22 protein-coding genes, 1 tRNA gene and 1 riboswitch are annotated in these 22,182 nt (G+C 57.0%); of the genes, 9 read left to right on the forward strand and 14 right to left on the reverse strand.

Annotated features, from left to right (window positions below):
• The first annotated feature begins 44 nt into the window (after positions 1-44).
• A complete protein-coding gene (locus CUC55_RS08655) occupies positions 45-971 on the forward strand; it encodes a sulfite exporter TauE/SafE family protein (protein ID WP_103087571.1) in 927 nt (308 codons plus the stop codon).
• Positions 971-1,789 (forward strand): TIGR02186 family protein, encoded by an 819-nt coding sequence (locus tag CUC55_RS08660; RefSeq protein ID WP_103087572.1) that lies wholly within the window; start codon positions 971-973, stop codon positions 1,787-1,789. Before CUC55_RS08655 ends, CUC55_RS08660 begins: the two co-directional genes overlap by 1 nt.
• On the opposite strand, the gene pdeM is transcribed toward CUC55_RS08660, so the two are convergent.
• The 5 genes from pdeM to CUC55_RS08685 all read right to left on the reverse strand — a co-directional run bounded on the left by pdeM (position 1,790) and on the right by CUC55_RS08685 (position 7,572).
• Entirely contained in the window at positions 1,790-2,518 is a 729-nt protein-coding gene (gene pdeM / locus CUC55_RS08665; RefSeq protein WP_103087626.1) for a ligase-associated DNA damage response endonuclease PdeM, read from the reverse strand.
• Positions 2,519-2,556: 38 nt separating this feature from the next.
• Entirely contained in the window at positions 2,557-5,076 is a 2,520-nt protein-coding gene (locus tag CUC55_RS08670) for a ligase-associated DNA damage response DEXH box helicase (protein ID WP_103087573.1), read from the reverse strand.
• 39 nt (positions 5,077-5,115) lie between these two features.
• On the reverse strand, positions 5,116-5,757 hold the full coding sequence (locus CUC55_RS08675; RefSeq protein WP_067648846.1) for a YitT family protein: 642 nt from the start codon (positions 5,755-5,757) through the stop codon (positions 5,116-5,118).
• Between the two features lie 58 nt (positions 5,758-5,815).
• On the reverse strand, positions 5,816-6,427 hold the full coding sequence (locus CUC55_RS08680; RefSeq protein WP_062450943.1) for a YitT family protein: 612 nt from the start codon (positions 6,425-6,427) through the stop codon (positions 5,816-5,818).
• Between the two features lie 200 nt (positions 6,428-6,627).
• On the reverse strand, positions 6,628-7,572 hold the full coding sequence (locus CUC55_RS08685) for a class I SAM-dependent DNA methyltransferase (protein WP_103087574.1): 945 nt from the start codon (positions 7,570-7,572) through the stop codon (positions 6,628-6,630).
• A gap of 158 nt (positions 7,573-7,730) precedes the next feature.
• Between CUC55_RS08685 and CUC55_RS08690 the strand changes: the two genes are divergently transcribed.
• Both CUC55_RS08690 and CUC55_RS08695 read left to right on the forward strand, forming a co-directional pair.
• Positions 7,731-7,997 carry a DUF6460 domain-containing protein gene (locus CUC55_RS08690; RefSeq protein ID WP_067649085.1) on the forward strand — a complete coding sequence of 89 codons (267 nt, stop codon included), beginning with the start codon at positions 7,731-7,733 and terminating at the stop codon, positions 7,995-7,997.
• Position 7,998: 1 nt separating this feature from the next.
• Positions 7,999-8,496 carry a CAP domain-containing protein gene (locus CUC55_RS08695; RefSeq protein ID WP_103087575.1) on the forward strand — a complete coding sequence of 166 codons (498 nt, stop codon included), beginning with the start codon at positions 7,999-8,001 and terminating at the stop codon, positions 8,494-8,496.
• Between the two features lie 87 nt (positions 8,497-8,583).
• Here the strand turns inward: CUC55_RS08695 and CUC55_RS08700 are convergent, their stop codons facing one another.
• Positions 8,584-9,672: a quinone-dependent dihydroorotate dehydrogenase gene (locus tag CUC55_RS08700; RefSeq protein WP_103087576.1), complete on the reverse strand. Its 1,089-nt coding sequence runs from the start codon at positions 9,670-9,672 to the stop codon at positions 8,584-8,586.
• Positions 9,672-10,040, reverse strand: a complete 369-nt coding sequence (locus tag CUC55_RS08705; RefSeq protein ID WP_103087577.1) for a DUF952 domain-containing protein — start codon at positions 10,038-10,040, stop codon at positions 9,672-9,674. The genes CUC55_RS08700 and CUC55_RS08705 overlap by 1 nt, the downstream gene beginning before the upstream one ends.
• Positions 10,041-10,262: 222 nt before the next feature.
• On the opposite strand from CUC55_RS08705, the gene CUC55_RS08710 reads away from it, so the two are divergent.
• Positions 10,263-10,913: a response regulator transcription factor gene (locus tag CUC55_RS08710; RefSeq protein WP_067648861.1), complete on the forward strand. Its 651-nt coding sequence runs from the start codon at positions 10,263-10,265 to the stop codon at positions 10,911-10,913.
• Between the two features lie 112 nt (positions 10,914-11,025).
• Complete coding sequence (locus tag CUC55_RS08715; protein ID WP_067648864.1) at positions 11,026-11,691, forward strand: S24 family peptidase; 666 nt, start codon at positions 11,026-11,028, stop codon at positions 11,689-11,691.
• 10 nt (positions 11,692-11,701) lie between these two features.
• Here the strand turns inward: CUC55_RS08715 and CUC55_RS08720 are convergent, their stop codons facing one another.
• The gene (locus CUC55_RS08720; RefSeq protein WP_103087627.1) at positions 11,702-12,463 is read right to left on the reverse strand and encodes a transporter substrate-binding domain-containing protein; all 762 of its coding nucleotides are present in this window, start codon (positions 12,461-12,463) and stop codon (positions 11,702-11,704) included.
• An 894-nt stretch (positions 12,464-13,357) separates the two neighbouring features.
• Here CUC55_RS08720 and CUC55_RS23620 point away from each other — a divergent pair.
• Complete coding sequence (locus tag CUC55_RS23620; protein WP_425352800.1) at positions 13,358-14,575, forward strand: glycosyltransferase family 2 protein; 1,218 nt, start codon at positions 13,358-13,360, stop codon at positions 14,573-14,575.
• Positions 14,576-14,638: 63 nt separating this feature from the next.
• Here CUC55_RS23620 and CUC55_RS08730 read toward each other — a convergent pair whose 3' ends face one another.
• From CUC55_RS08730 to CUC55_RS08740, 3 genes are all read right to left on the reverse strand, one after another.
• Positions 14,639-15,181 carry a BA14K family protein gene (locus CUC55_RS08730; RefSeq protein ID WP_425352795.1) on the reverse strand — a complete coding sequence of 181 codons (543 nt, stop codon included), beginning with the start codon at positions 15,179-15,181 and terminating at the stop codon, positions 14,639-14,641.
• Positions 15,182-15,439: 258 nt separating this feature from the next.
• A tRNA-Gly gene (locus tag CUC55_RS08735) sits at positions 15,440-15,513 on the reverse strand.
• 53 nt (positions 15,514-15,566) lie between these two features.
• Entirely contained in the window at positions 15,567-16,664 is a 1,098-nt protein-coding gene (locus CUC55_RS08740) for a 2'-deoxycytidine 5'-triphosphate deaminase (RefSeq protein ID WP_103087628.1), read from the reverse strand.
• 75 nt (positions 16,665-16,739) lie between these two features.
• Positions 16,740-16,818: riboswitch (SAM riboswitch) on the forward strand.
• A gap of 46 nt (positions 16,819-16,864) precedes the next feature.
• Here CUC55_RS08740 and CUC55_RS08745 point away from each other — a divergent pair.
• The gene (locus tag CUC55_RS08745) at positions 16,865-18,049 is read left to right on the forward strand and encodes an O-succinylhomoserine sulfhydrylase (RefSeq protein WP_067648871.1); all 1,185 of its coding nucleotides are present in this window, start codon (positions 16,865-16,867) and stop codon (positions 18,047-18,049) included.
• A gap of 203 nt (positions 18,050-18,252) precedes the next feature.
• Positions 18,253-18,645 (forward strand): Co2+/Mg2+ efflux protein ApaG, encoded by a 393-nt coding sequence (gene apaG / locus CUC55_RS08750; RefSeq protein WP_067648874.1) that lies wholly within the window; start codon positions 18,253-18,255, stop codon positions 18,643-18,645.
• Positions 18,646-18,675: 30 nt separating this feature from the next.
• Here the strand turns inward: apaG and CUC55_RS08755 are convergent, their stop codons facing one another.
• The 3 genes from CUC55_RS08755 to CUC55_RS08765 all read right to left on the reverse strand — a co-directional run bounded on the left by CUC55_RS08755 (position 18,676) and on the right by CUC55_RS08765 (position 22,113).
• Complete coding sequence (locus CUC55_RS08755) at positions 18,676-19,668, reverse strand: Hsp33 family molecular chaperone (protein WP_067649094.1); 993 nt, start codon at positions 19,666-19,668, stop codon at positions 18,676-18,678.
• Between the two features lie 273 nt (positions 19,669-19,941).
• The gene (argF, locus tag CUC55_RS08760) at positions 19,942-20,859 is read right to left on the reverse strand and encodes an ornithine carbamoyltransferase (RefSeq protein WP_103087579.1); all 918 of its coding nucleotides are present in this window, start codon (positions 20,857-20,859) and stop codon (positions 19,942-19,944) included.
• 57 nt (positions 20,860-20,916) lie between these two features.
• A complete protein-coding gene (locus CUC55_RS08765) occupies positions 20,917-22,113 on the reverse strand; it encodes an aspartate aminotransferase family protein (RefSeq protein ID WP_103087580.1) in 1,197 nt (398 codons plus the stop codon).
• Positions 22,114-22,182 lie beyond the last annotated feature (69 nt).

Genomic DNA, 22,182 nt, shown 5'->3' on the forward strand with positions numbered 1-22,182 from the left:
GGCGGTTTTGCCGTTTTGCACGGAACCATGCCCGAGGTCCTGATGTGACTGTCTATCTGCCCATCGCAGAACTTTCGGTGAATATTTTCATCATTCTCGGCATGGGCGCGGCTGTGGGCTTTTTGTCCGGCATGTTCGGCGTGGGTGGCGGTTTTCTCATCACGCCATTGTTGATCTTCTACAACATNCCCCCTGTCGTTGCCGTGGCAACTGGCGCAAACCAGGTTGTTGCCTCCTCCGTTTCCGGCTCCATCACCCACTTCAGGCGTGGCACTTTGGATGTGCGGCTCGGAGGGGTGCTGCTGATCGGTGGCCTGTGCGGGGCAACGGTTGGCGTTTGGCTGTTTACGCTCCTGCGCAGCATCGGCCAACTGGACCTGATCATCTCGTTGCTTTACGTGATCCTGCTTTCCACCGTGGGCGCACTGATGCTGAAGGAAAGCATTTCGGCTATCCGCCGCTCCGCACGAAATGAAACCGTGACGCTTCGCCGCCCTGGCCATCACAACTGGGTGCACCGTCTGCCACTGNAAATGCGCTTCAAGAAGTCGAAGCTCTATCTCAGCGTCATTCCGATCATCGCACTGGGCTTCGGCGTCGGCGTGCTCACTTCCATCATGGGTGTGGGTGGTGGCTTCATCATGGTTCCTGCCATGATCTACCTCTTGCGCGTTCCCACCAATGTCGTTGTCGGCACCTCGCTGTTCCAGATCATTTTCGTCACCGCCTACACGACCATCGTGCAGGCGGCGACGAACNTTTCGGTCGATATCGTGCTCGCCTTCATTCTGATGCTGGCGGGCGTGATCGGCGCACAATACGGCGTGCGCGTGGGCCAGAAGTTGCGCGGCGAACAGTTGCGAGCCTTGCTGGCGCTTCTGGTGCTGGCCGTCGGCATACGACTAGCCATCGGGCTGATCGTAAAACCGGAAGACCTGNTTTCAGTGGCAGTCGGAGGGTTGGGCTATTGATGCGCACAGCCTTCATTGCCACCGTCTTCGGCACCTGGTGCGGCACCGCACTGGCGCAAACGCCGCCACTGGCTATTTTACCAGATGCGAACGGCCAGACCCGCACCCTTCAGGAAAACATCGAGATCGGCGCATCGACGACCGAAATCTCCATTGCGTCCGATTTTCGCGGCGCGGATTTCACCATGTTCGGCGCGTTGAACAATGCCGACCAGTTGCTGCTGGCCATCGGACAGTACGACATCGTCGTGACGCTGGAAGGTCCAAACGACTATTCCACCGTGCGTAAGAAAAGTCGGGTCGGAGGTATCTGGATCAACACCAGCGCCATAACCTTTGCGCCGCTGCCGGAATCCTACTCCATGGCCAGCACCCGTAATATCGACAACATCGCCACGGCTGGAACGTTGAAGGCCATGGGTCTGGGGGTCGAACATCTACCGTTGCGCAGCGCCGTGTTTTCCGGCGTGCCCGACAATGTCTATGANTTTCAGGATGCCTATCGCCGACTGAAGCTTTCTAGCGGCATTTATCGCAACGACACGACGGGCGTTCGGCTGGAGCGCACGGGCCTGTTCTGGGCCACTCTTCGTCTGCCCGCCAATGTACCGAATGGCGTGCACACCGCCCGCGCCTTCCTCTTCAAAAGCGGCCTGCCGATTGCGCNAAAGGAACTGCGTCTTCGCGTCGTCNAAACCGGTATGGAACAGGCAATAACCGATGCAGCGCACCAGACGCCTGTGGTCTATGGCTTTTTATGCGTATTGCTGGCGGTCGTCACCGGCTNGGGCGCGAGCTTACTGTTCCGCAGGGATTAGTTAGCCGAGAAGATTGCTGAATCGTACCGAGTAAATCCGGTCACGACCCAGCAGGTGGGCAATCAGCGCCGGATGGTCGAACAGGCCATGCATCGCCTTGTGACGCAAATCCAGACCGCCGCTGAGCACGCCAAAGGCTGGCATCAACATGCGGGTGCCATCGGTTGCNAAACATGGGCGTCGCACCGATTTGTCGCGGCGTCTCACGGTGGCGGCGGGGTGGAGGTGGCCGGCGATTTCGCCCGGCGATGCGCCCGGTTTTGGTTCATGCCGGAAGGCGAGGTTGCCGTAGAACATTTCATCCGACGATGAGCCCGGCAAATCCACCGTGCCATCGGGATCGTGGTTGCCGTTGATCCAGATCCATTCGCGTCCCCGGGCCATTTCCTTGATGAGATCGCGCAAAGGCAACGGCAGATGCTGCGAGCCGATGCGATCATGNAAATTATCACCGAGGCTGACGACGATTTTAGGATCATAGCGGGTAATCAGAGAGGACAGGATTTTAAGCGTGGCGATGGTGTCGTAGGGCGGTAGCAGGCGGCCGCGGCGGGCGAAGGCGGCGCCCTTTTCCAGGTGCAAATCCGAGACGACCAGCAGCGACAGATCAGGCAGATAAAGTCCGCCCAGCGGATCGCACCAGCCAGCAACGCCGTTGATGGCGGTCTCCGAGCCGAGGCATTCGAAGCCGGTGGCAAATTTGTCGCTCAGGGCAAGTCGGCTCAGCACGTTTCGGTTTTGTCCTTCTTGTCCGGCGGGTCGATGCATCATGACATCGCATCCGCAATCAGTTCATCGGCGGCTTCGGCCAGCACATCGTCCATGGCCTGACCCGGCACCGTCTCGCGCCCGATTTCCATCATGACCGGTACGGCCAGCGGCGAGACATGCTCCAGAGCGCAATGGGTGGTGTGGCCCTTGATTCGCCTCAGCATATCGCCAAGACGGCCAATGTCCAAAAGCCCCGATGCGGCATCGCGCCGCGTGGCTTCCAGCAGGATGTGATCCGGCTCATGGCTGCGAAGAACGTCATAAATAAGATCGGCCGAGACAGTGACCTGCCGCCCGGTTTTTTCCTTGCCGGGATGGCGGCGCTCTATGAGGCCGGAAATGATTGCGCAGTTGCGGAAGGTGCGCTTCAGCATGAAGGATTCGTCCAGCCATGCTTCCAGATCATCGCCCAGCATATCCTCATCCAGCAAATCCGGCAGCGACAGACGGTCGGATTGCAGGCGCATGCCGATATCTTCCAGCGCCCAGATGGCTAGCGAATAATCGGTGGCGACGAAGCCCATTGGCTTGGCCCCTGCCCGCTCCAGACGCCGGGTCAAGAGCATGCCGAGCGTCTGGTGCGCCAAGCGACCCTCGAAGGGATACATGACCATGAAGAAGCGCTTGCGGAAGGGGAAGGTCTCGACCAGCAGCTCATCCCGTTTGGGGATGATGGATTTCTCCTTCTGGATGGCGAGCCAGTCTCGCACCTGATCCGGCAGGGCGTTCCAGCGGGCAGGATCGGCCAGCATGGAGCGCACCTGGTCTGCCAGATAGGTGGAGAGCGGAAACCTACCGCCCGCATAGGACGGGATTTTCGGGTCCATGGAAAACGCCTGGCTGACGAGGCATTCACTTTCGCGGATGCCTTCGAAGCGCAGCACCTTTCCAGCGAAGAGGAATGTATCGCCCTGCACCAGCTGTTCGAGGAAATACTCCTCGACCTTGCCGAGCGTCATGCCGCCGCGCCCGATGGTGCCCTTGGCATTGCGTTTGACCATACGGACATTGAGTTCCGCCGCCTCGACGATGGTGCCGAGGTTGAGGCGGTATTGCATGGCGACCTGCGGGTTGGAGACGCGCCACAGGCCATCCTTGGTCTGACGGATGCGGGCGTAACGCTCATAGGTGCGCAGGGCATAGCCGCCGGTGGCGGTGAAATCGACGATACGGTCGAAGGTTTCGCGCGGCAGGTCTGCGTAGGGTGAGGCGGTGGTGACTTCGCGATAGAGGTCATCCGCATCGAAGGGTTCGGCGCAGGCCATGCCGAGCACATGCTGGGCCAGCACATCCAGTGCTCCCTCGGCAATCGGCGGCGTATCCTGTGCGCCAACATAGTTGGCATCGAGCGCTGCGCGGCATTCCATGACCTCGAAACGGTTGGCGGGCACGAGGATGGCCTTGGAGGGCTCGTCCATGCGGTGATTGGCACGACCGATGCGCTGAGCAAGGCGGCTCGNCCCCTTCGGTGCANCGACATGCACGACGAGATCGACATCGCCCCAATCGATGCCGAGATCAAGCGTGGAGGTGGCAACGACAGCGCGCAGCTTGTTATCGGCCATCGCTGCTTCCACCTTGCGGCGTTGGCCCGCATCCAGCGAGCCGTGATGCAAAGCAATCGGCAGATTGTCGTCGTTGATGGTCCAGAGTTCCTGAAAGATGCGCTCTGCCTGAGAACGGGTGTTGACGAAGATGAGCGTCGTCTTGTGCGCTTTCAAAGCCGGGTAGAGATCCTGCATGGCATAGCGGGCTGAATGACCGGACCAGGGAATGCGCTCTTCCGTGCCGAGAATCGCAATATCGGGCTTTGCGCCGCCATCCACGGTGATGAGACCGGCGGTGGGTTCGCCTTGCGCCTGCGGGCTGAGATAGCGTTGCAAATCCATCGGGTCGGCCACGGTTGCAGACAGGCCGATGGTGCGCATGCCGGGAGCATGCTTGCGCACACGCGCCAAGGCCAGAGAGAACAGATGACCGCGCTTGGAGGTGACGAGCGAATGCAACTCGTCCAGCACCACATATTTCAAATCCTTGAAGAAGCGCTCGGCTTCCTTGTTGGCGAGCAGCAGCGAAACCTGCTCCGGCGTCGTCAGCAAGATATCCGGCGGTTTCAGTTTCTGGCGCTGGCGCTTGGATTGCGGCGTATCGCCAGTGCGGGTTTCCACCGAAATGGGCAGGCCCATCTCCGATACCGGCTTCATCAGGTTGCGCTCGATATCGACAGCCAGCGCTTTCAGCGGCGAGATGTAAAGCGTGTGGACACCGACGAAGGCCGAACCGGGTGGTACCTTGCCGCGTTCTGCGAGATCGGTGAGCGATGCCATGAAGCCACCGAGCGTCTTGCCCGCCCCGGTGGGCGCAATCAGCAGCATGTTTTCGCCAGATCTAGCGCGGGCGGATAATTCCAGCTGATGCGCGCGCGGGCTCCAGCCCTTTTCCCCAAACCATTTCTGGAAGGATAAAGGCAAGGTGCCGACGTCTATGCCGGAGATGGGGGGCTCTGTGTGTTTCACAACCCTNAAATAGGGAAAGCAGCCGGAAAAAGAAGGGCCTCACATCGCGATATAGCGGTCGTTTCGATGATTGACGGCGATGACGAGGTTCATGACGAGCGCGCCGAGGATGGAGCAGAGAATGATGAAGGGGGTGGCGACAAAGAATGCGCAGATGAGGACCGTACAATCGAACGCCAGTTGCGCCAGCCCGGCGCGGATGCCGAAACGGTCTTGCAGGTAAAGCGCCAAAATGCCGAAACCGCCGAGGCTTGCGCGGTGGCGAAACAGAGCCAGCATGCCAGCGGCGACCGTGAGCCCGCCGAAGAGGGCAGCAATGACNGGATTGACATTTTGCAGCACGATGAGGTGCGGCAGATATTCCGACAGGACCGATGTCAGTGCGACGGCGCAAAAGGTCTTGACTGTAAAGGCCAGGCCGAGGCGGCGCAGGGCGATGTAATAAAATGGCAGGTTGGCGAGGAAGAACAGAAGGCCGAAGCTGAGACCAGTCGCGTAATGCAGCAGAAAGGCGACGCCGACGACACCGCCGATCAGCAGGCCACCGCCGGACAGAAGCACGACGCCGAGCGATACGAGCATGCTGCCTGCGATGACGGCCTGCGCATCTTCCACGAGAGAATGCTTATCAGACGTCGATGCCCAAAACCTGTTGCGCTTGCGCTCTGCTATGTCGCTCATGATCGTCCCCGCGTTGCAGTCTAACTCTTTGCGCCGCGAAGGACAAAAATTCAAGCGTTCAGCGCACGACGATGTAGCGGTCGGAACGGTGATTGATAGCCAGGAACAGGTTGAGCACGAAGGCGCCGACGATGGAGTAGAGCACCGTTTCTGGATTGATGACGGCAAAGGCGGCGATCATGACGCAGCTATCAAAGGCAAGCTGGATGAGACCGGCGCGGATGCCGAAACGATCCTGAATATAGATAGCGAGAATGCCGATACCGCCGAGGCTGGCGCGGTGGCGGTACAGCGCCAGAAGGCCGTAGCCCAAGAGAAGACCGCCGAGCAGTGCCGCCCAGAGTGGGTTGATGCTTTCCACCACCATCCAGCGGCTTTCCAGTTCCGTCAGCACCGAAACAAAGCCGATAGCGATGAAGGTTTTGAGGGAGAAGGCAAGACCCAAGCGACGGAAGGACAGGTAATAGAAGGGCAGATTGACGAGAAAAAACAACAGGCCGAAGCTGATGCCGAAAGCGTAATGCAGGAGGAAGGCCACGCCTGCCGTGCCGCCGGTGAGCAGGCCGACTTTCGCTAGGAGGTAGAAACCGAGCGCCGAGACGATGCTGCCGGTGACGATGCCCTGAATGTCTTCCAGCGGCGCATGCTTGGCCGGATCAGCACTCCACATGCCATAAACGCTTCTCGTGAATGCCATGCGCGCTACCCCGAAATGGAACTGTCAATGCTGTGTGAATGTGCATCGCCGCATCACGCATCCGCCGGGATGGATCGCTCGATTGCGCCTANTTTGCACTGCAAAAGGCCAGGTTTCAACATCGATATGTAAGCAAGGCTGACCTATCGATCAAAAGGCAAGAAACGNAAAGATCAGGCGGGCTTTCTGGCAAGAAACAGAATGCCAGCGAGGGGTTTTCCAGCGTCTTTGCGAATGGTGGTTTTACGTATTTCCAGCATTTGCAGGCCGGATGCCTCCAACAAGGCGCGGACATAGGCTTCCGAATGGGCGTAGCGCAGGGATGGCAGGAGGATGAAGCCTCCCTCGTCACCTGCATCCTCCACCGNAAAGGCGAAGGTTCCACCCGGTGCCATCAGCGCCATGACAAGCGGCATGACGGTTTCGAGACTGCCGAGATACATCATGACATCGGCGGCTGCGACCAGATCGGCGCGGTGACGGGGAAGGTCATCGGCAAAGAGACCGGATGTTTCTGCTGGCATCGAAAGATCGGCTTGGGCCAGATGGTGGTAGATGGCCNTTTCCTGCGCCTTGGCCAGCATGTTGGTGGAAATGTCGAAGCCTTCAAGGCGGTGTGTCCAGCCGTGGATTTCCGCACCCAGCAAGCCAGTGCCGCAGCCGATATCGACCGTGCAGGTGAATTGGCCGGTGGCCGGTCTTGCGGTTTCGATCAGCGCTGCCAGCTTTTGCGGGACGCTGTATTCCAGCTTTTCCACCAGCGAGGTTTCGAAACGGTCGGCGTAATCATCGAACAGGCCTTCGACATAGGCGCTGGGCGGCTGTTCCGGCGTTTCGGCGGCGCCCAGCACCGCGAGTTTGAGGGGGGCAGCAAAAATTCCCTCCGGGTCCAGCCTGTTGACGGTCTCGTAGGCGGCTATGGCCTTCTCGGTCAGCCCCGCCTTGTCACAATAGTCTCCCAGCTGTACCCAGCCTGCGGCCCATGACGGCGTTAGCTCCAGCGCCTGCTCCATCAGTTCAGCGGCCGCCGCAGGATCTCCGCTCTCTGCCAGCATGCGGGCATAATCGGCGCGCCGGTCTGCGATGGCGTCGCCGGAAGNAAACTGGTGTGGGGCCATGCACGCTTTCCTGAAAGAGGTGGACTGTCTTTCATCAGGCCATNAAAAAACTCAACTCCTATTTCATGGCAGCGGCAAATATAGCGCTTAGAATGTGTCTTGGCTTGCATAGAGGCGCCATGCTTTCTATGTCTTGGCTGAATTTAGGAGATATGCTGATGGCGGGTGAGGTCGATAAGGTGCTGGGTGATAGTGTCGCGCGAACAATCGTCAAATTGCTTGTCGTGTCACTGATCGTCGGTTTCGTCATGGCTGTCTTCGGCTTGACGCCGTGGAACATCATCTATGGCATCAGAGATTTCGTGCTCGACATCTGGCACAGCGGTTTCCGCGCCTTGGGCAGCATCGGAGATTATTTGCTGGCGGGTGCGGTCATCGTCATCCCCGTCTTCATCATCCTTCGCCTGTTGAGCTTCCGCCGCTGATATGACTCAACATTCCCTGCTCACGTTTTCACGGCGCGGCTTCGTGCTGGTTTCTGCAAGTGCAGCACTTTCCGCCTGCGTTTCCACGCGCACCAACAAGGGTATCGCCTCCGGCACGCGCGATGAGACCGCATCAGCCCTTCCCATGGTCAACGAGCTTCGCCGCTCCAAGGGGCTCCCAACGCTGTCCGCCAACAGCGCCGCTCAACAGGCGGCCGCCTATCAGGCCAACCGCATGGTGAAAGCGCNAAAAATGGCGCATCTCATCGGCCTCACCGACAGNTTTCTCATTCGCATGAGGGACGGCGGCGTGCCTCTGCCTGCGGCTGAAAACGTGGCAGCTGGACAGGATACGGTCGAGCGCGTGGTAAAAGCCTGGATCAGTTCGCCACATCATCTGGAAAATATGCTGGGCAATTACGGCGGCCTGGGTGTGGCGGTTGCTTATGATGCAACGGCTAAGAATAGGCCTTATTGGGCGATGGTGCTTTGCAAGTGACGAGCTTGGGTAAAGGCCGCAGCCACAACTCTCCGTCACCCCCGCATCAAGTACAGGATGACAGACGTATATGAATCCGTTGCGACTTTAAATTTTACGCTCGGCCCAACGATCCACCGCGCTATCACGCAGTTCCCGAATATTGCCAACCTGCTCGCGTGCGACCAATGTGGAAAGCCCTCGCACGATGCGGCCGGGCAGAGCCGGCCCCTCATAGACCATGCAGGAATACAGCTGCACCAGATCAGCACCGGCACGGANTTTTTCCAGCGCGGTTTCGGCAGACGAGACGCCGCCGACGCCGATGATGGGCAGAGCGGGGCCGACGCGTTTGCGCATTTTGGCAAGCACGGTCGTGGAGAGATCAAAGAGCGGCTTGCCTGACAGGCCGCCCGTCTCGTTATTGTTCGGGCCGGGGCGCAGACCATCACGTGACAGTGTCGTGTTGGAGACGATCAGGCCATCAAGATTATGGGCCAGCACTTCGGCAGCGATATCATCCAGCCCCTCTTCCGTCAGATCGGGTGCGATCTTCAGGAATACCGGAATGAGGCGGTTCAGCTTCTGTGCCTCGGCATCGCGCTTTTCCAGCACGGCTTTCAACAGGGCTGACAGGCTCTCACGCGCCTGCAAATCGCGCAGGCCCGGCGTATTGGGCGAGGAGATGTTGGCAGTGAAATAAGACGCGACCGAAGCGAATGTTTCGATGCCCTTCACGTAATCCGAGATACGATCTTCGCTATCCTTGTTCGCACCGATATTGACGCCGACGAGGCCGCGCAGGCCAGCAGCGATAAGGCGCGCAAGCGCCACCGCATGACCTTCATTGTTGAACCCCAGACGGTTGATGACGGCGTCGNTTTCCAAGAGCCGGAAAATGCGTGGTTTCGGATTGCCCGATTGCGGGAGCGGCGTGACCGTGCCGATTTCGGTAAAACCGAAGCCCAGCTTCAGCAGCGGACCGGGCACTTCCGCATTTTTGTCGTAACCCGCTGCCATGCCGAGTGGGTTGGGGAAAACAAGGCCAGCCACCGTCTGTTGCAGGCGTGGATCGTGCGGCACCATGCAGGTGGGCATGAAACCACTGCGTAGCGCGGCGATCGACATGCCATGCGCCACTTCCGGGTCCATCAGAAACAGGCCGCGCCGACCGAGTGAGGNAAAAAATCCGCTCATCATGAAATCTCCGGAAACTGGTGTGCGCCGTCATCATCCATCGTCAAAGGTGTTTCCCACAAAACCGCGCTCAAGGGCAGGTGCGCATAGAGATGCGGGAACTGATCGCCGCCACGGGATGTTTCAAACACCAGCTTGTCTCCCAGCGCGCCACCATCGACGGCCACCAGCAGAAGATCGTCCTGACCGGCGAAATGCTTCTGTGCAGTTTCCTTGACTTGGGCTGCGGTTGAGAAATGGATGTAACCATCCGTAAGGTCGATGGCCGCGCCTTGGNAAATACCGGCGTCTCTAGCCCTTTGCCAAAGGGCTGTCGGGACAATCTTGTAGATGACGAGATTGTTGATGACGGGGGGCGTTTCACTCATGCGGCGTCTCCTTCACTGCGGGCGGTTTGCCGCAAATGCCGGTGCTTGTCCACCGCCTCACACAGATTTTTGCCCCAGGACGACACCCGCAAGGCATTACCTGCAATCTAAAGCTTGTATTGCAGCCGTATTCACGCAATCCTTATTTGGCGGATGCTTGACGTGAAGTTGAACTCCGCCAAAATGAGACGCACATGAAATGCTCTTGGGAGGGGGCGCTGCATGTCACAACTCACCATTATCATCGCAGATGACCATCCGTTGTTCCGCGGCGCTTTGCGCCAGGCGGTTACAGGGCTTGAAGGCGACAACACGATCATCGAGGCGGGTGACTTCGAAGCGGCGAAAACGGCCGCCGCTTACCAACCCGATGCCGATCTCATGCTGCTGGACCTCGCCATGCCCGGTGTCAGCGGTTTTTCAGGGCTGATGGCTTTACGGGCAGAGTTTTCCAGCCTGCCCATCGTCATCGTTTCAGCTACGGACGATCCGGCCACCATGCGCCGCGCCATCGAGCTTGGCGCCTCCGGCTTCATTTCCAAATCCTCAGGCATTGAAGATATGCGCGCCGGTATCCGCGCAGTGCTGGAGGGTGATGTCTGGATACCGGCATCCTGTCAGTCCGGCCAGGATCACGACCCGGATATGGCAGACCTCATCAACCGGCTGCGCACTCTGACACCGCAGCAAAACCGTGTGCTGGGCATGTTGGGCGAAGGCCTGCTCAACAAGCAGATTGCCTATGAACTCAGCGTTTCCGAAGCCACGATCAAGGCGCATGTTTCGGCAATATTGTTGAAACTGAAGGTGGATAGTCGCACCCAGGCCGTCATCCAGCTTTCCAAGATCAACATGTCCACATTGGTCGCATAATCAATAAGGATTTTATTCCNTTTTTACTTTACTCTTTCTTCGTGTTTGGCTAAATTTCGTCAGATACTGAAGCGAGCCGCGTGACGACGCCGCTCCATCCGGGCCGTAAATTATGCTATCACACGATAATATCTGGAGTGCGATCGATACTCTCGCGGACCGTAACCAGCTGACGCCTTCCGGTCTGGCACGGAAAGCGGGACTTGACCCGACATCGTTCAACAAATCCAAACGGGTAGGCCCTGATGGTCGCCAACGCTGGCCTTCCACCGAATCGGTGTCCAAAGTGCTGGATGCAACCGGGGCGACGATCGACCAGTTTTTCGGTTACGCCCTTGGCCATGCCAGCAAAAACACCTTACCCGACGGCAATTTTCCGCCACAGACGGGCGCCATTCCTCTGCTCGGCTTTGCCCAGGCGGGGTCAGGCGGCTTTTTTGATGATGGTGGTTTCCCCGCTGGCCAAGGTTGGGATGTCGTAGATTTTCCCGCCTCCCCCGCTAACAAGGCTGGTGTCTATGCATTGGAAGTGCAAGGCGACAGCATGATGCCGCTTTATCGCGATGGCGATATGCTGATCGTAGAGCCCGGTGCGCAGGTTCGTCGCGGGGACCGCGTTGTCGTCAAAAGCAAGGATGGAGAGGTCATGGCGAAAGTCTTGGCACGCCAAACCGCCAAGACTATCGAATTGTTCTCACTGAACCCGGAACATCCCAATCGCAGCTTTGATCTGGCGGACGTCGAGTGGGTGGCCCGCATCATCTGGGCCAGCCAATAATCCGATAGGTTCAAAACATTCCGTAAGGAAAATAGCGGCGATAGATTTCCTCCAGTCGGCCGTTACGTGACAGAGCGGCAAGGGCCTGATCGAAAGCAGGCACGAGCTTGTCTTCCGGATCGACCGTCATGATGGACAGACCCTCGCCTAGAAAACGATCGGACATATAGGGACCATCGAACATGGCGCAACAGCCATCGGATGCAGTTCCCGAGACCCAAAACGGCAAGCGTAAGCCATCGGCGAAGATGGCGTCGATCTTGCCGGTCCTCAGCGCTTCATACATCGGCTCGTAACCATCGAAGCCGTTGATGGCGACGGTCGGNAAAAATGCTTTCAGCATCGCCTGATGACGGGAATTGCTGATCACGCCCACTTTCTTGCCGGAAAGTGCGCTCGCTGACTGNCCCTCCAGCTTGGTTGTCTTGTTGATGGCAAAGCGGGCGGGCAGAAGTATATACGGCCTTGTAAAGCTGAAACTTTTCCGAAGGTCTGGGCTGGAGGCGATGCCCGACATGACGGCTTCGCCCTCACCCATTTCCACCGCGGCCTCCAGCTCATCGAAAGGAAGCGCCTGGACCTGGCATTTACTTTCGATTTTCAACTGAGCGCAAATCTCGCGAGCCAGATCAACATGGAACCCGACCAGCCGTCCGTTTTGATCGGTAAAATTGAATGGAGGAAAATCGACCGACATCAGAAACCGCACGCGCGAGACCGTCGAAAGGTCTGCACCCGGCAACCGCTCCTGCTTATCGAACAAAACAGGCAGTCCGCCATTTTCGACAAGATTTTCCGCACGGACTGGCTGCGACGCCNAAAAAATACTCGCGCAGACAAAATAACCTNAAATACCCATTAATTTGAAGGGTGCAACTAAAGGACGCATGTATATGATCCGCTGGGGAATTGTTGGGGCACCACCGGTTCGGTGGCTGGTATATGTATGTCGCGTATTGACGAGTATACACAAGAATCGCGAAAAGCGATGCTTGTACAGGGTGAAATCGTCTCATTCGATCCGCTCGAAGACGATCCATTTTCTTTCCTCGATAGCTCGGTGGCAGAGAGTGACGAAGCTGCTTTTCTCAAGACCCTCGGATTGGGNAAACCCTATATCGAGGAGTTTACGGCACGTGCGCTTCGCAACGGATCGACCTTCGAAGCGGAGCTTCTAGCGAGCGAAACCGTAACGGAAACCGCGTATTTTGGCGCTTTTGCCCGCTTTCTGCGGCTGCCATTCGTGGCTGAGCTGGATGGGGCCATCGTGGTCGATACACCGTCGCTTGATATCCAGCTCCTGGAAACGCGAATGGTCCGCCTCTCTCCAAAGGATACCAAACCCTATATAGCCATCGTTCCTGATATTAGCAGCATCGAAAGGCTGAAACATGCGCTGGAAAGCACGCCCGGCATTGCTGCAGATCTTGTTGTCACGACGCCATCGGCGCTTCGCACCGCCGTCTGGCAGGCAGGTGCGGAAAGGCGAACACGACAGACTGTGAATTCATTATTCGATGCGACACCGCTTTATTCGGCGCGCATTACCTTGCACGGAAAGCAGGGATTTCTGCTCGGCGTCGGNTTTACCATAATCATAGGCTCGATGCTTCTTTCGCCGTCGTTGACCTTTCATCTTCTGCATATCCTGACCGCTGCGCTCTACATGGCCGCCATCCTGTTTCGTCTTGTACCGTTGCGCTTAAAACCGGACCGGCGAACACTGGCACTGGTGGAGCAATCGAAGGAAGATCAGCTACCGGTCTATACCATTCTTGTCGCGCTCTACCGCGAAGAGGCAATCGTGGAGCAACTCGTCACCGCGCTGAACAGGCTCGACTGGCCGAAATCTAGGCTGGATATCAAGCTAGTTTGCGAGGCGGATGATGCATCGACTATCGTTGCAATCGAACGCCTTAACCCCGGCTCGCACTTCGAGATCGTTCATGTGCCGCCTTCCTTGCCGCGCACGAAACCGAAGGCTTTGACCTATGCGCTATACGGCGCGCGTGGAGAGTTCATCGCGGTATATGATGCCGAGGACAGGCCGCATCCCAAACAATTGCGCGAGGCCCATACTCGTTTTCGCAGTGGTTGTGAAAAACTGGCCTGCCTGCAAGCACCACTGATTATCAGCAATGCCAATATTTCTTGGATGACATCGTCTTTTTCGCTGGAATATTCCGCGCTGTTCAGGCGCATGTTGCCCATGCTGGCACGCATGCAAATGCCTCTTCCGCTGGGCGGCACATCAAACCATTTCCGCGCATCGATCCTGCGCCATGCCGGAGCCTGGGATCCCTACAACGTCACGGAAGATGCCGATCTTGGCATGCGCCTGTACCGGCTCGGCTACTACTCGGATGTCATCAGTTATCAGACATTGGAAGATGCCCCGACAGACATATTCGTCTGGCTTGCCCAGCGCAGCCGCTGGTTCAAAGGCTGGCTGCAAAGCTGGCTGGTGATGATGCGATCGNCAGTCAGTGTCGCAAAGGAAATGGGATGGAAAGCCTATCTGGTCTTCCACCTGTTGATCGGTGGCATGTTGCTTTCATCGCTGACTCATCCGCNTTTTATCGTCTACTTGATGGTCGTTGGTCACACAATCTGGACGGAAGGTCCAAGCGTATTTTCCACCACGCAACTCGCGCTTATCGGCATCGACACAGTTAATATTGTAGCGAGTTACGCCATCTTCCTGCTGATGGGGACTCGAGCGATGATCAAGCATGAGCGGGGTATGATCGGGNAAAGATGGCTCGCTACACCACTTTATTGGCTCTTGCTGTCTGCCGCCGCTTGGCGTGCCGTCTTTGAACTGCGCTATAAACCATTCGTCTGGAATAAAACGCCGCACAAACCGGTCTCAAAGAACAATTGAGTGAAANTTTAATTAAAACTCATGCTCTTCNAAATATAGGATGAAGAGCAGATAGGGTGTCATTCAATAAGGTGAGCGGCATTCCGTACGCGCGCCATGCTTGATTTGATACGTATTGTCGGTGGCGTGGTATGACGGGTAGTTCTGCGCGCACCATTTCACATGCAGGATTTCATGCGAAGACAGCGATAAACCACTTGAATTCCCGGCATCTGATGAGCCTCCGGTAAATGCGACCGGTGGGTGATCGTAGGTGCCTTGCGTGCCTGCCTGACCCTCGTATGCAGGAGCAATGATGCTAAGTGCATGGGCAGGAATCGAAGTAGTCGCAGATAAACCGACGCTGAGAACGACGAGAGAAATGAGTTTTACCATCCTAGACATTGGTAATTCCNTTTTTTCTATTCGGAAAACCAACGTGACTTGAGTAGCTTTTGTTCCAGAAAATACAAGATTGTTAAAATTTGGTGTTGACAACACCATCGGGTGTTGCAGCGCCNAAAAAATGAAAGACGGTCTCAGATTTTTGCTCTCCAAAAAATCCACCGAATTTCGGCGGTAGATTTGAGTTGTGTTTACGCTGAGCCGTTTTATCCTAAAGCACATTGGAAAGTAGCNAAAGATGACGTAACGTTAATTCGTAAGACCGAGGGTCGGCGCTATTCGCTTCATCAGGTGAAACTTCTACGCTTGATCACATTCTTGTTCTGAATGCCTGTCAGTTTCATTTTCCGGCATCGGTTCCCGACCATCAAAATTGCTGGATGTCACTGCATACTGTTGCACGTTTATACGCGCGCGTGAGGCGAAAACGCTGAAACATCAGCATTTATTTGACGTCATTGATCTTGTTGGAAAGGTCAATGGAGCGGGTGAAGGGAATCGAACCCTCGTATTCAGCTTGGGAAGCTGCTGCTCTGCCATTGAGCTACANCCGCGCGGAAATCAAAATCTGATAGTTGCGACAGACTGTCAAGCTTGGCGATAGGAGTTATTCCGGGCGGAAGTGNTTTGAAAGTTTCAAGCCCTGAGCCTGATAGTTGGATCCTAGTCCTGATCCATAGAGGCCTTCCGGCTTGGTCAGCATGTGCTCGTAGACCAGGCGACCGACGATTTGGCCGTGCTCCAGAATGAAGGGGACTTCGTGGCTTCTGACTTCGAGGACAGCGCGGCTGCCGGTGCCGCCGGCGCTGGCATGGCCGAAACCGGGGTCAAAGAAACCAGCGTAATGGACGCGAAATTCGCCGACCAGCGGATCGAACGGTGTCATCTCGGCAGCATAGAGAGGTGGGACGTGGACGGCCTCCTGCGAGACCAGGATGTAGAACTCGTCCGGGTCGAGGATGAGTTCGGCACGGCCCCTTGCGTAGATCGGCTCCCAGAAGTCCAGCACGTCGTGAGCGGCTTTCTGGTCGACATCGACCACCGCGGTATGATGTTTGCCGCGATAGCCGATCAGGCCCTTTTCACCAAAGCCTTGAAGATCGATCGATAATGCAATGCCACCGCCGGAGACATTGGGCGTTTCGCTCGCGACCAGCGTTTCCTTTTCGTGCAAAATCAGCATTTCAGCATCGGCAAGGACGGAGTGACCGATGCGAAAGCGAATTTGTGACAGGCGCGAACCCTGGCGCACGACGATGGGGAAAGTGCGCGGGCTGATCTCAAGATAGAGCGGGCCGTTATAGCCTGCGGGTATCTTGTCGAATTCCTGCGCATTGTCGGTGATGACGCGGGTAAAGATGTCGAGGCGACCCGTCGAGCTTTTCGGGTTGGCGGAAGCGGACATATCCACAGGCAGGGCAAGCGCCTCCATCAACGGAACGATGTAGACGCAACCGGTTTCAAGAACCGCACCTTCGCTCAGATCGATCTCGTGCAGGCTGAGACGCGTGAGCTTCTCGATGACTTTTGTCGATGGGCCGGGCATAAAGCTGGCGCGCACGCGGTAGGCTTTGGCACCCAGACGCAGGTCGAGGCTGGCTGGCTGAATCTGGTCCACATCCAGCGCGCGTTCGCTCTTTAACTGCCCAGAACCGAACAGCCCCCGGATTGCGCCATCCGCCAATATGCCCGTTGTTCTCGTCATCTTTTCATCATCCCNTTTCACGGCGACAAAACCMAAAGCAAGGCATTGACGCAAGTCGTTAACGGAGTTAAGGCAATCTTATCCCGTGGTGATTTGGCCGGTCGGCTTGCAGCCACGTTAAATAAGTGGCTAAAAAGACCGGGTGCGCTTGTAACCGGTCTGCTTTTTGCGACCGGNTTTTTTGTTTGTAAGGTGATGACATGAGCAAGAAATGGCGCCCGGCAACACAGCTGGTACATGGTGGAACACTACGGTCTGCGTACGGCGAAACGTCCGAGGCAATCTACCTTACGCAGGGCTTTGTCTATGACAGTTCTGAGGCGGCTGAAGCCCGCTTCAAAGGCGAAACGGAAGGCTTCATTTACGCCCGTTATGCAAGCCCGACCAATGACATGTTTGAAAAGCGCATGTGCCTGCTGGAAGGCGCCGAAGACGCGCGCGCTACGGCATCCGGCATGGCCGCTGTCAGCGCTGCCATTCTGTGCCAGTTGAAGGCAGGCGATCACATAGTTGCCGCCCGCGCTCTGTTTGGTTCCTGCCGTTGGGTTGTCGAGACGCTCGCTCCGAAATACGGCATCGAATGCACTTTGGTCGATGGCCGCGATCTCGCAAATTGGGAAAAGGCCATCCAGCCGAACACAAAGCTGTTCTTTCTTGAAAGCCCGACGAACCCGACGCTGGAAGTGGTGGATATCGCTGGCGTTGCCAAGCTTGCCAACCAGATCGGTGCGAAGCTGGTGGTCGATAACGTGTTTGCGACACCGCTTTTCCAGAAGCCGTTGGAACTGGGTGCGCATATCGTCGTCTATTCCGCGACCAAGCACATCGACGGTCAGGGCCGCTGCCTGGGCGGCGTCGTTCTCTCCGACAAGAAATGGATCGAGGAAGAGCTTCAGGATTACTTCCGTCATACGGGGCCCGCCATGTCGCCCTTCAACGCCTGGACGCTGCTGAAAGGCATAGAGACATTGCCGCTACGCGTGCGCCAGCAGACGGCCAACGCCGCCAGGATTGCCGATTTTCTTGCCGACCAAGGCAAGGTCGCCAAGGTGATCTATCCCGGCCGTGCCGACCATCCGCAGGCCGATATCATCGCCAAGCAGATGACGGGCGGCTCGACGCTGGTTTGCTTCGAGCTGAAGGGTGGCAAGGAAGCGGCATTCAAGCTGCAGAACGCGCTGGAGATCGTCAAGATTTCCAACAATCTCGGCGATGCCAAAAGCCTGATCACGCATCCCGGCACCACAACGCACAAGAACCTGACCGATGAGGCGCGTGCGGAACTGGGCATTTCCGGTGGTACGCTACGTCTCTCCTGCGGCATCGAAGATACTGACGATCTGCTGGAAGACTTTGCTGCTGCAGTGGCTAAAGTCTCGGCCTGATGAAACAGATGTGGCCCGATCACCCAGGCCACATTTAACGCCTCGCCTCGGCGTTGATTCCGGGTTCGTGGAACCAGAGTGACCGTCAGCTTTCAGAAATGCGCAAAGATCCGTGAACACCTGCTAATGTAAACGCGCTTTATTGACGATATACAGCGCTATTCGTGTATAGTGCCAAGAGAAGCAATACTTAGGGTCCCGTAATGTACCGTGCAATGACAAGAGATATCGAGGTCACAGTCGACCCCTATTATCTTGACGAGCAGTCCGACCCGGATGACAGCCGTTATGTCTGGGGCTACACGGTTGTCATCTCCAACAACTCCGACCTTGCCGTAACTCTGGTCAATCGCTATTGGCATATTACCGATGAAAACGGCCAGGTGGACGAGGTTTCCGGTCCTGGCGTGATCGGCGAACAGCCACATCTCAAGCCCGGCGATTCCTACGAATATTCTTCCGGCTGCCCGCTGGATACGCCATCGGGCCTGATGTTCGGTCATTATGAGATGCAGGCGGAAACCGGAGAAGTGTTCACGGTGGACATTCCGGCGTTTTCCTTAGATAGCCCGGGACTGCTGCGCGTCTTGAACTAAAGCAGGCGGGGCATCACCCCGCCCACGATATCAGCCCGCGACTGGCAACTCTTCGACCTGATAATGATAGGTCGTCGAGCAGAATTCGCAGGTAACGGAAACAACTTCGTTTTCCTGACTCTCGCGGATTTCCTCGGCGGAAAAACCGGAAAGCACGCCTTTGATCTTATCACGCGAGCAATTGCAGCGATCAAGGATCAATTGCGGTTCGTAGACGCGCACGCCCTGTTCGTGGAACAGACGATACAGCAGCTTCTCGGCTGGAACTTGTGGATCCGTCAGCTCATCCGTATCGACAGTGTCGATCAAGGCGACGGCTTCATTCCAGGCGTCGTCGTCCGCCACGTCGAGGCTATTTTCGTCACCGTCGCCGCCATGCAAATCCCGCTGACGGAGCCGTTCCGGCGCCTGCGGCAGAAACTGCGCGATAAGCCCACCGGCCCGCCAGCCATGGCGTGGTTTGCCGTCTTCGTCCCGGTCGAACAGTTCGGCAACGCCAAGCCGCACACGCGTGGGCAGTTGTTCCGACTGGCGAAAATAGACGCCCGCAATATCTTCCAGCGTGGAGCCATCCAGTGGCACGATGCCTTGATAGGGCTGCATGCCAACGCCTTGATCGATCGTAAAGGCCAGAATGCCAGCACCAAGCAACTGCTCTGGCGACGTGGTGCCGGCAGCCGTGGCTTCCGCCAACCGCTCCTCGTCGAAACGCGCATAGGCGCGCATATTCTCAGGCGCTGAAAAATCTGCGACCAGCAAATCCACGGGGCCGTCACTCTTGGTCTGAAGTGTCAATTTGCCGGAAAACTTGAGCGACGTGCCGATTAGCGCAGTCAGAACAACCGCTTCCGCCAGAAGGCGGGCGACAACCGGCGGATACTCGTGTCTTTCGAGAATAGCATTCAGCAGCGGCCCGACCTGCACGGCACGACCGCGCACGTCCAGTCCTTCTACCTGAAAAGGAATGACCTTGTCGTCACCTGCAAAATCGAGTGTGTCGAGATTTACCGTCACATCTGCCATCTCACTAACTCCTTGATGCCCGCCGTGCACGTTGCCGCGCCACATGATCTGCGCCGCAAGCAGCATTGATCGACGGGCCTGATATTCGTTCTCGCATAGATAAACCGGCGGAGGTGAAAACGGAACCACCGTCCGGGGAAGTATGCGGCGAATAGTTGATGAAAAGCCGCCATCAAATTGTATGGCAGCATCGACTTGGGCTACAAATGGGTAGCCCTGCCGAAAATTCAAGCGTTCGGTACGGCACGTTGCGTTAGCAACATGCCCCAGACGTCAGATGACGCCCATGCACCATGCGATGATGGACTTTTGCGCATGCAGGCGGTTTTCCGCCTCGTCAAAAACGACGGATTGTGGTCCGTCGATTACATCATCCGTCACTTCTTCACCGCGATGCGCAGGCAGGCAGTGCATGAACAGCGCGTCCTTGTTTGCCTTGGCCATCAAGCCAGCATTGACCTGGTAAGGCTGGAAGATATTGTGGCCACGCGCCTTGTGTTCCTGGTTCATGGACACCCAAGTGTCGGTTACCACGCAATCGGCACCTTCAACGGCACGTTCTGCATCGTGATACAGCATGACTTCGCCGCCATTGTTGCGCGCCCAGTTCAGGAACCGGTCATGCGGCTCGGACCCCATCGGCACCGCCATGTTCATGCGGTAACCGAAGCGTGCAGAACCTTCGACCAGCGAATGCAGCACATTGTTGCCATCCCCGGTCCAGGCAATCGTCTTGCCCTTGATCGGTCCGCGATGCTCTTCGAATGTCAGAATATCTGCCATGATCTGGCAAGGATGCGTATCATCCGTCAGGCCATTGATCACAGGCACGGTCGCGTGTTCTGCAAGCTCCAGCAGGCGTGAGTGGTCTGTCGTGCGGATCATGATTGCGTCCACATAACGCGACAGAACCTTGGCCGTATCGCCGATGGTTTCAGCACGGCCAAGCTGCATTTCCGTGCCTGATAAAAACAGCGTCTCGCCGCCGAGTTGGCGCATGCCGACATCGAAGGAGACGCGGGTGCGTGTAGACGGCNTTTCGNAAATCATCGCCAGCATCTTGCCAGCCAGTGGCTTTTCCGCTGTCCCGTTCTCGGTCGCAATCTTGCGTGCGCGGGCGTCGTCCATAATAACCCGCAGGTCATCCGAGCCAACGGCCGAAAGATCTAGNAAATGCTTTGCTGATGCCATTTCAATATAGTCCCATTGATGCAGGCCACGCGGCGCGCTGGCCTAACCATTGCGCGTTTAGGCGCTTTTTGCCATTTTCGTCGTGACGGCTTCCGCAGCTCTTTCAAGCCGCGCCAAGCCTTCGCGCGCTTCTTCTGCCGTTACAACAAGCGGCGGCAGCAAACGAATAACGTTATCACCTGCTGGAACACCCAGAAGATGCTCGGCACGGATGGCATGAAGCAGATCGGCGGAGGGAACCTTTGCCTTGACGCCGATCAGAAGACCTTCACCTCTGATCTCCTCGATCACATCGGGATAACGATCCTTCAGGGAAGCGAGGCCCTGGCGGAACACCAGTGTGACATCACGTACCTGCTGAAGAAATCCGTCGGCCAGAACGATATCCAGCACTGCATTGCCGCAGGCCATGGCCAGCGGATTGCCGCCATAGGTCGTCCCGTGAACGCCAGCCGTCATACCGGATGCGGCCTCTGCCGTTGCAAGGCAGGCGCCAAACGGAAAACCGCCACCAATACCCTTGGCCACCGCCATGATATCTGGCGTAACGCCCGACCATTCATAGGCAAAGAACTTGCCCGTACGGCCGACACCCGTTTGCACTTCGTCAAAAATCAACAGTAGGCCATGCTCTTCACAAAGGTCTCGAAGTGCGCGCAGAAATTCTGGTGCAACCGGACGAACGCCGCCCTCACCCTGAATAGGCTCTATGAGCAACGCCGCAGTTTCCGGAACGATTGCCGCTTTCAGCGCTTCCAGATCATTGAATGGTACCTGATCGAAACCTTCGACCTTCGGGCCGAAACCTTCGATGTATTTCGGCTGGCCACCGGCAGCAATGGTGGCCAGTGTGCGCCCGTGAAACGCGCCTTCAAAGGTAATGATACGGAACTTCTCCGGGTTGCCGTGGGTATAATGGTAACGACGCGCCGTTTTGATCGCGCATTCCAAGGCCTCAGCACCCGAATTGGTNAAAAACACCTTATCCGCAAAAGTTGCATCGGTCAGCCGCTTGGCCAGCGTTTCCTGACCCGGCACTTCATAAAGATTGGAGAGATGCCAGACCTTCTCGGCCTGGCCTTTGAGAGCCTCCACCATATGCGGATGGCTGTGGCCGACCGAGGTCACCGCAACGCCTGCGCCGAAATCCAGATATCGCTCGCCGCTTTCCGTCACGAGCCATACACCCTCACCGCGCTCGAAGCGCAAAGGGGCTCTGGAAAACGTATCGAACAATGGCGTGGTGTCGGCCATGGCTGCAGCACTCCCGCGCAAACGCGCTATCAATAGGGCTTATCGGTCATCCCGTGCCTGNAAATCAAA

The sequence above is a fragment of the Agrobacterium bohemicum genome (assembly GCF_002896715.1).
Classification (GTDB): Bacteria; Pseudomonadota; Alphaproteobacteria; order Rhizobiales; family Rhizobiaceae; genus Agrobacterium; species Agrobacterium bohemicum.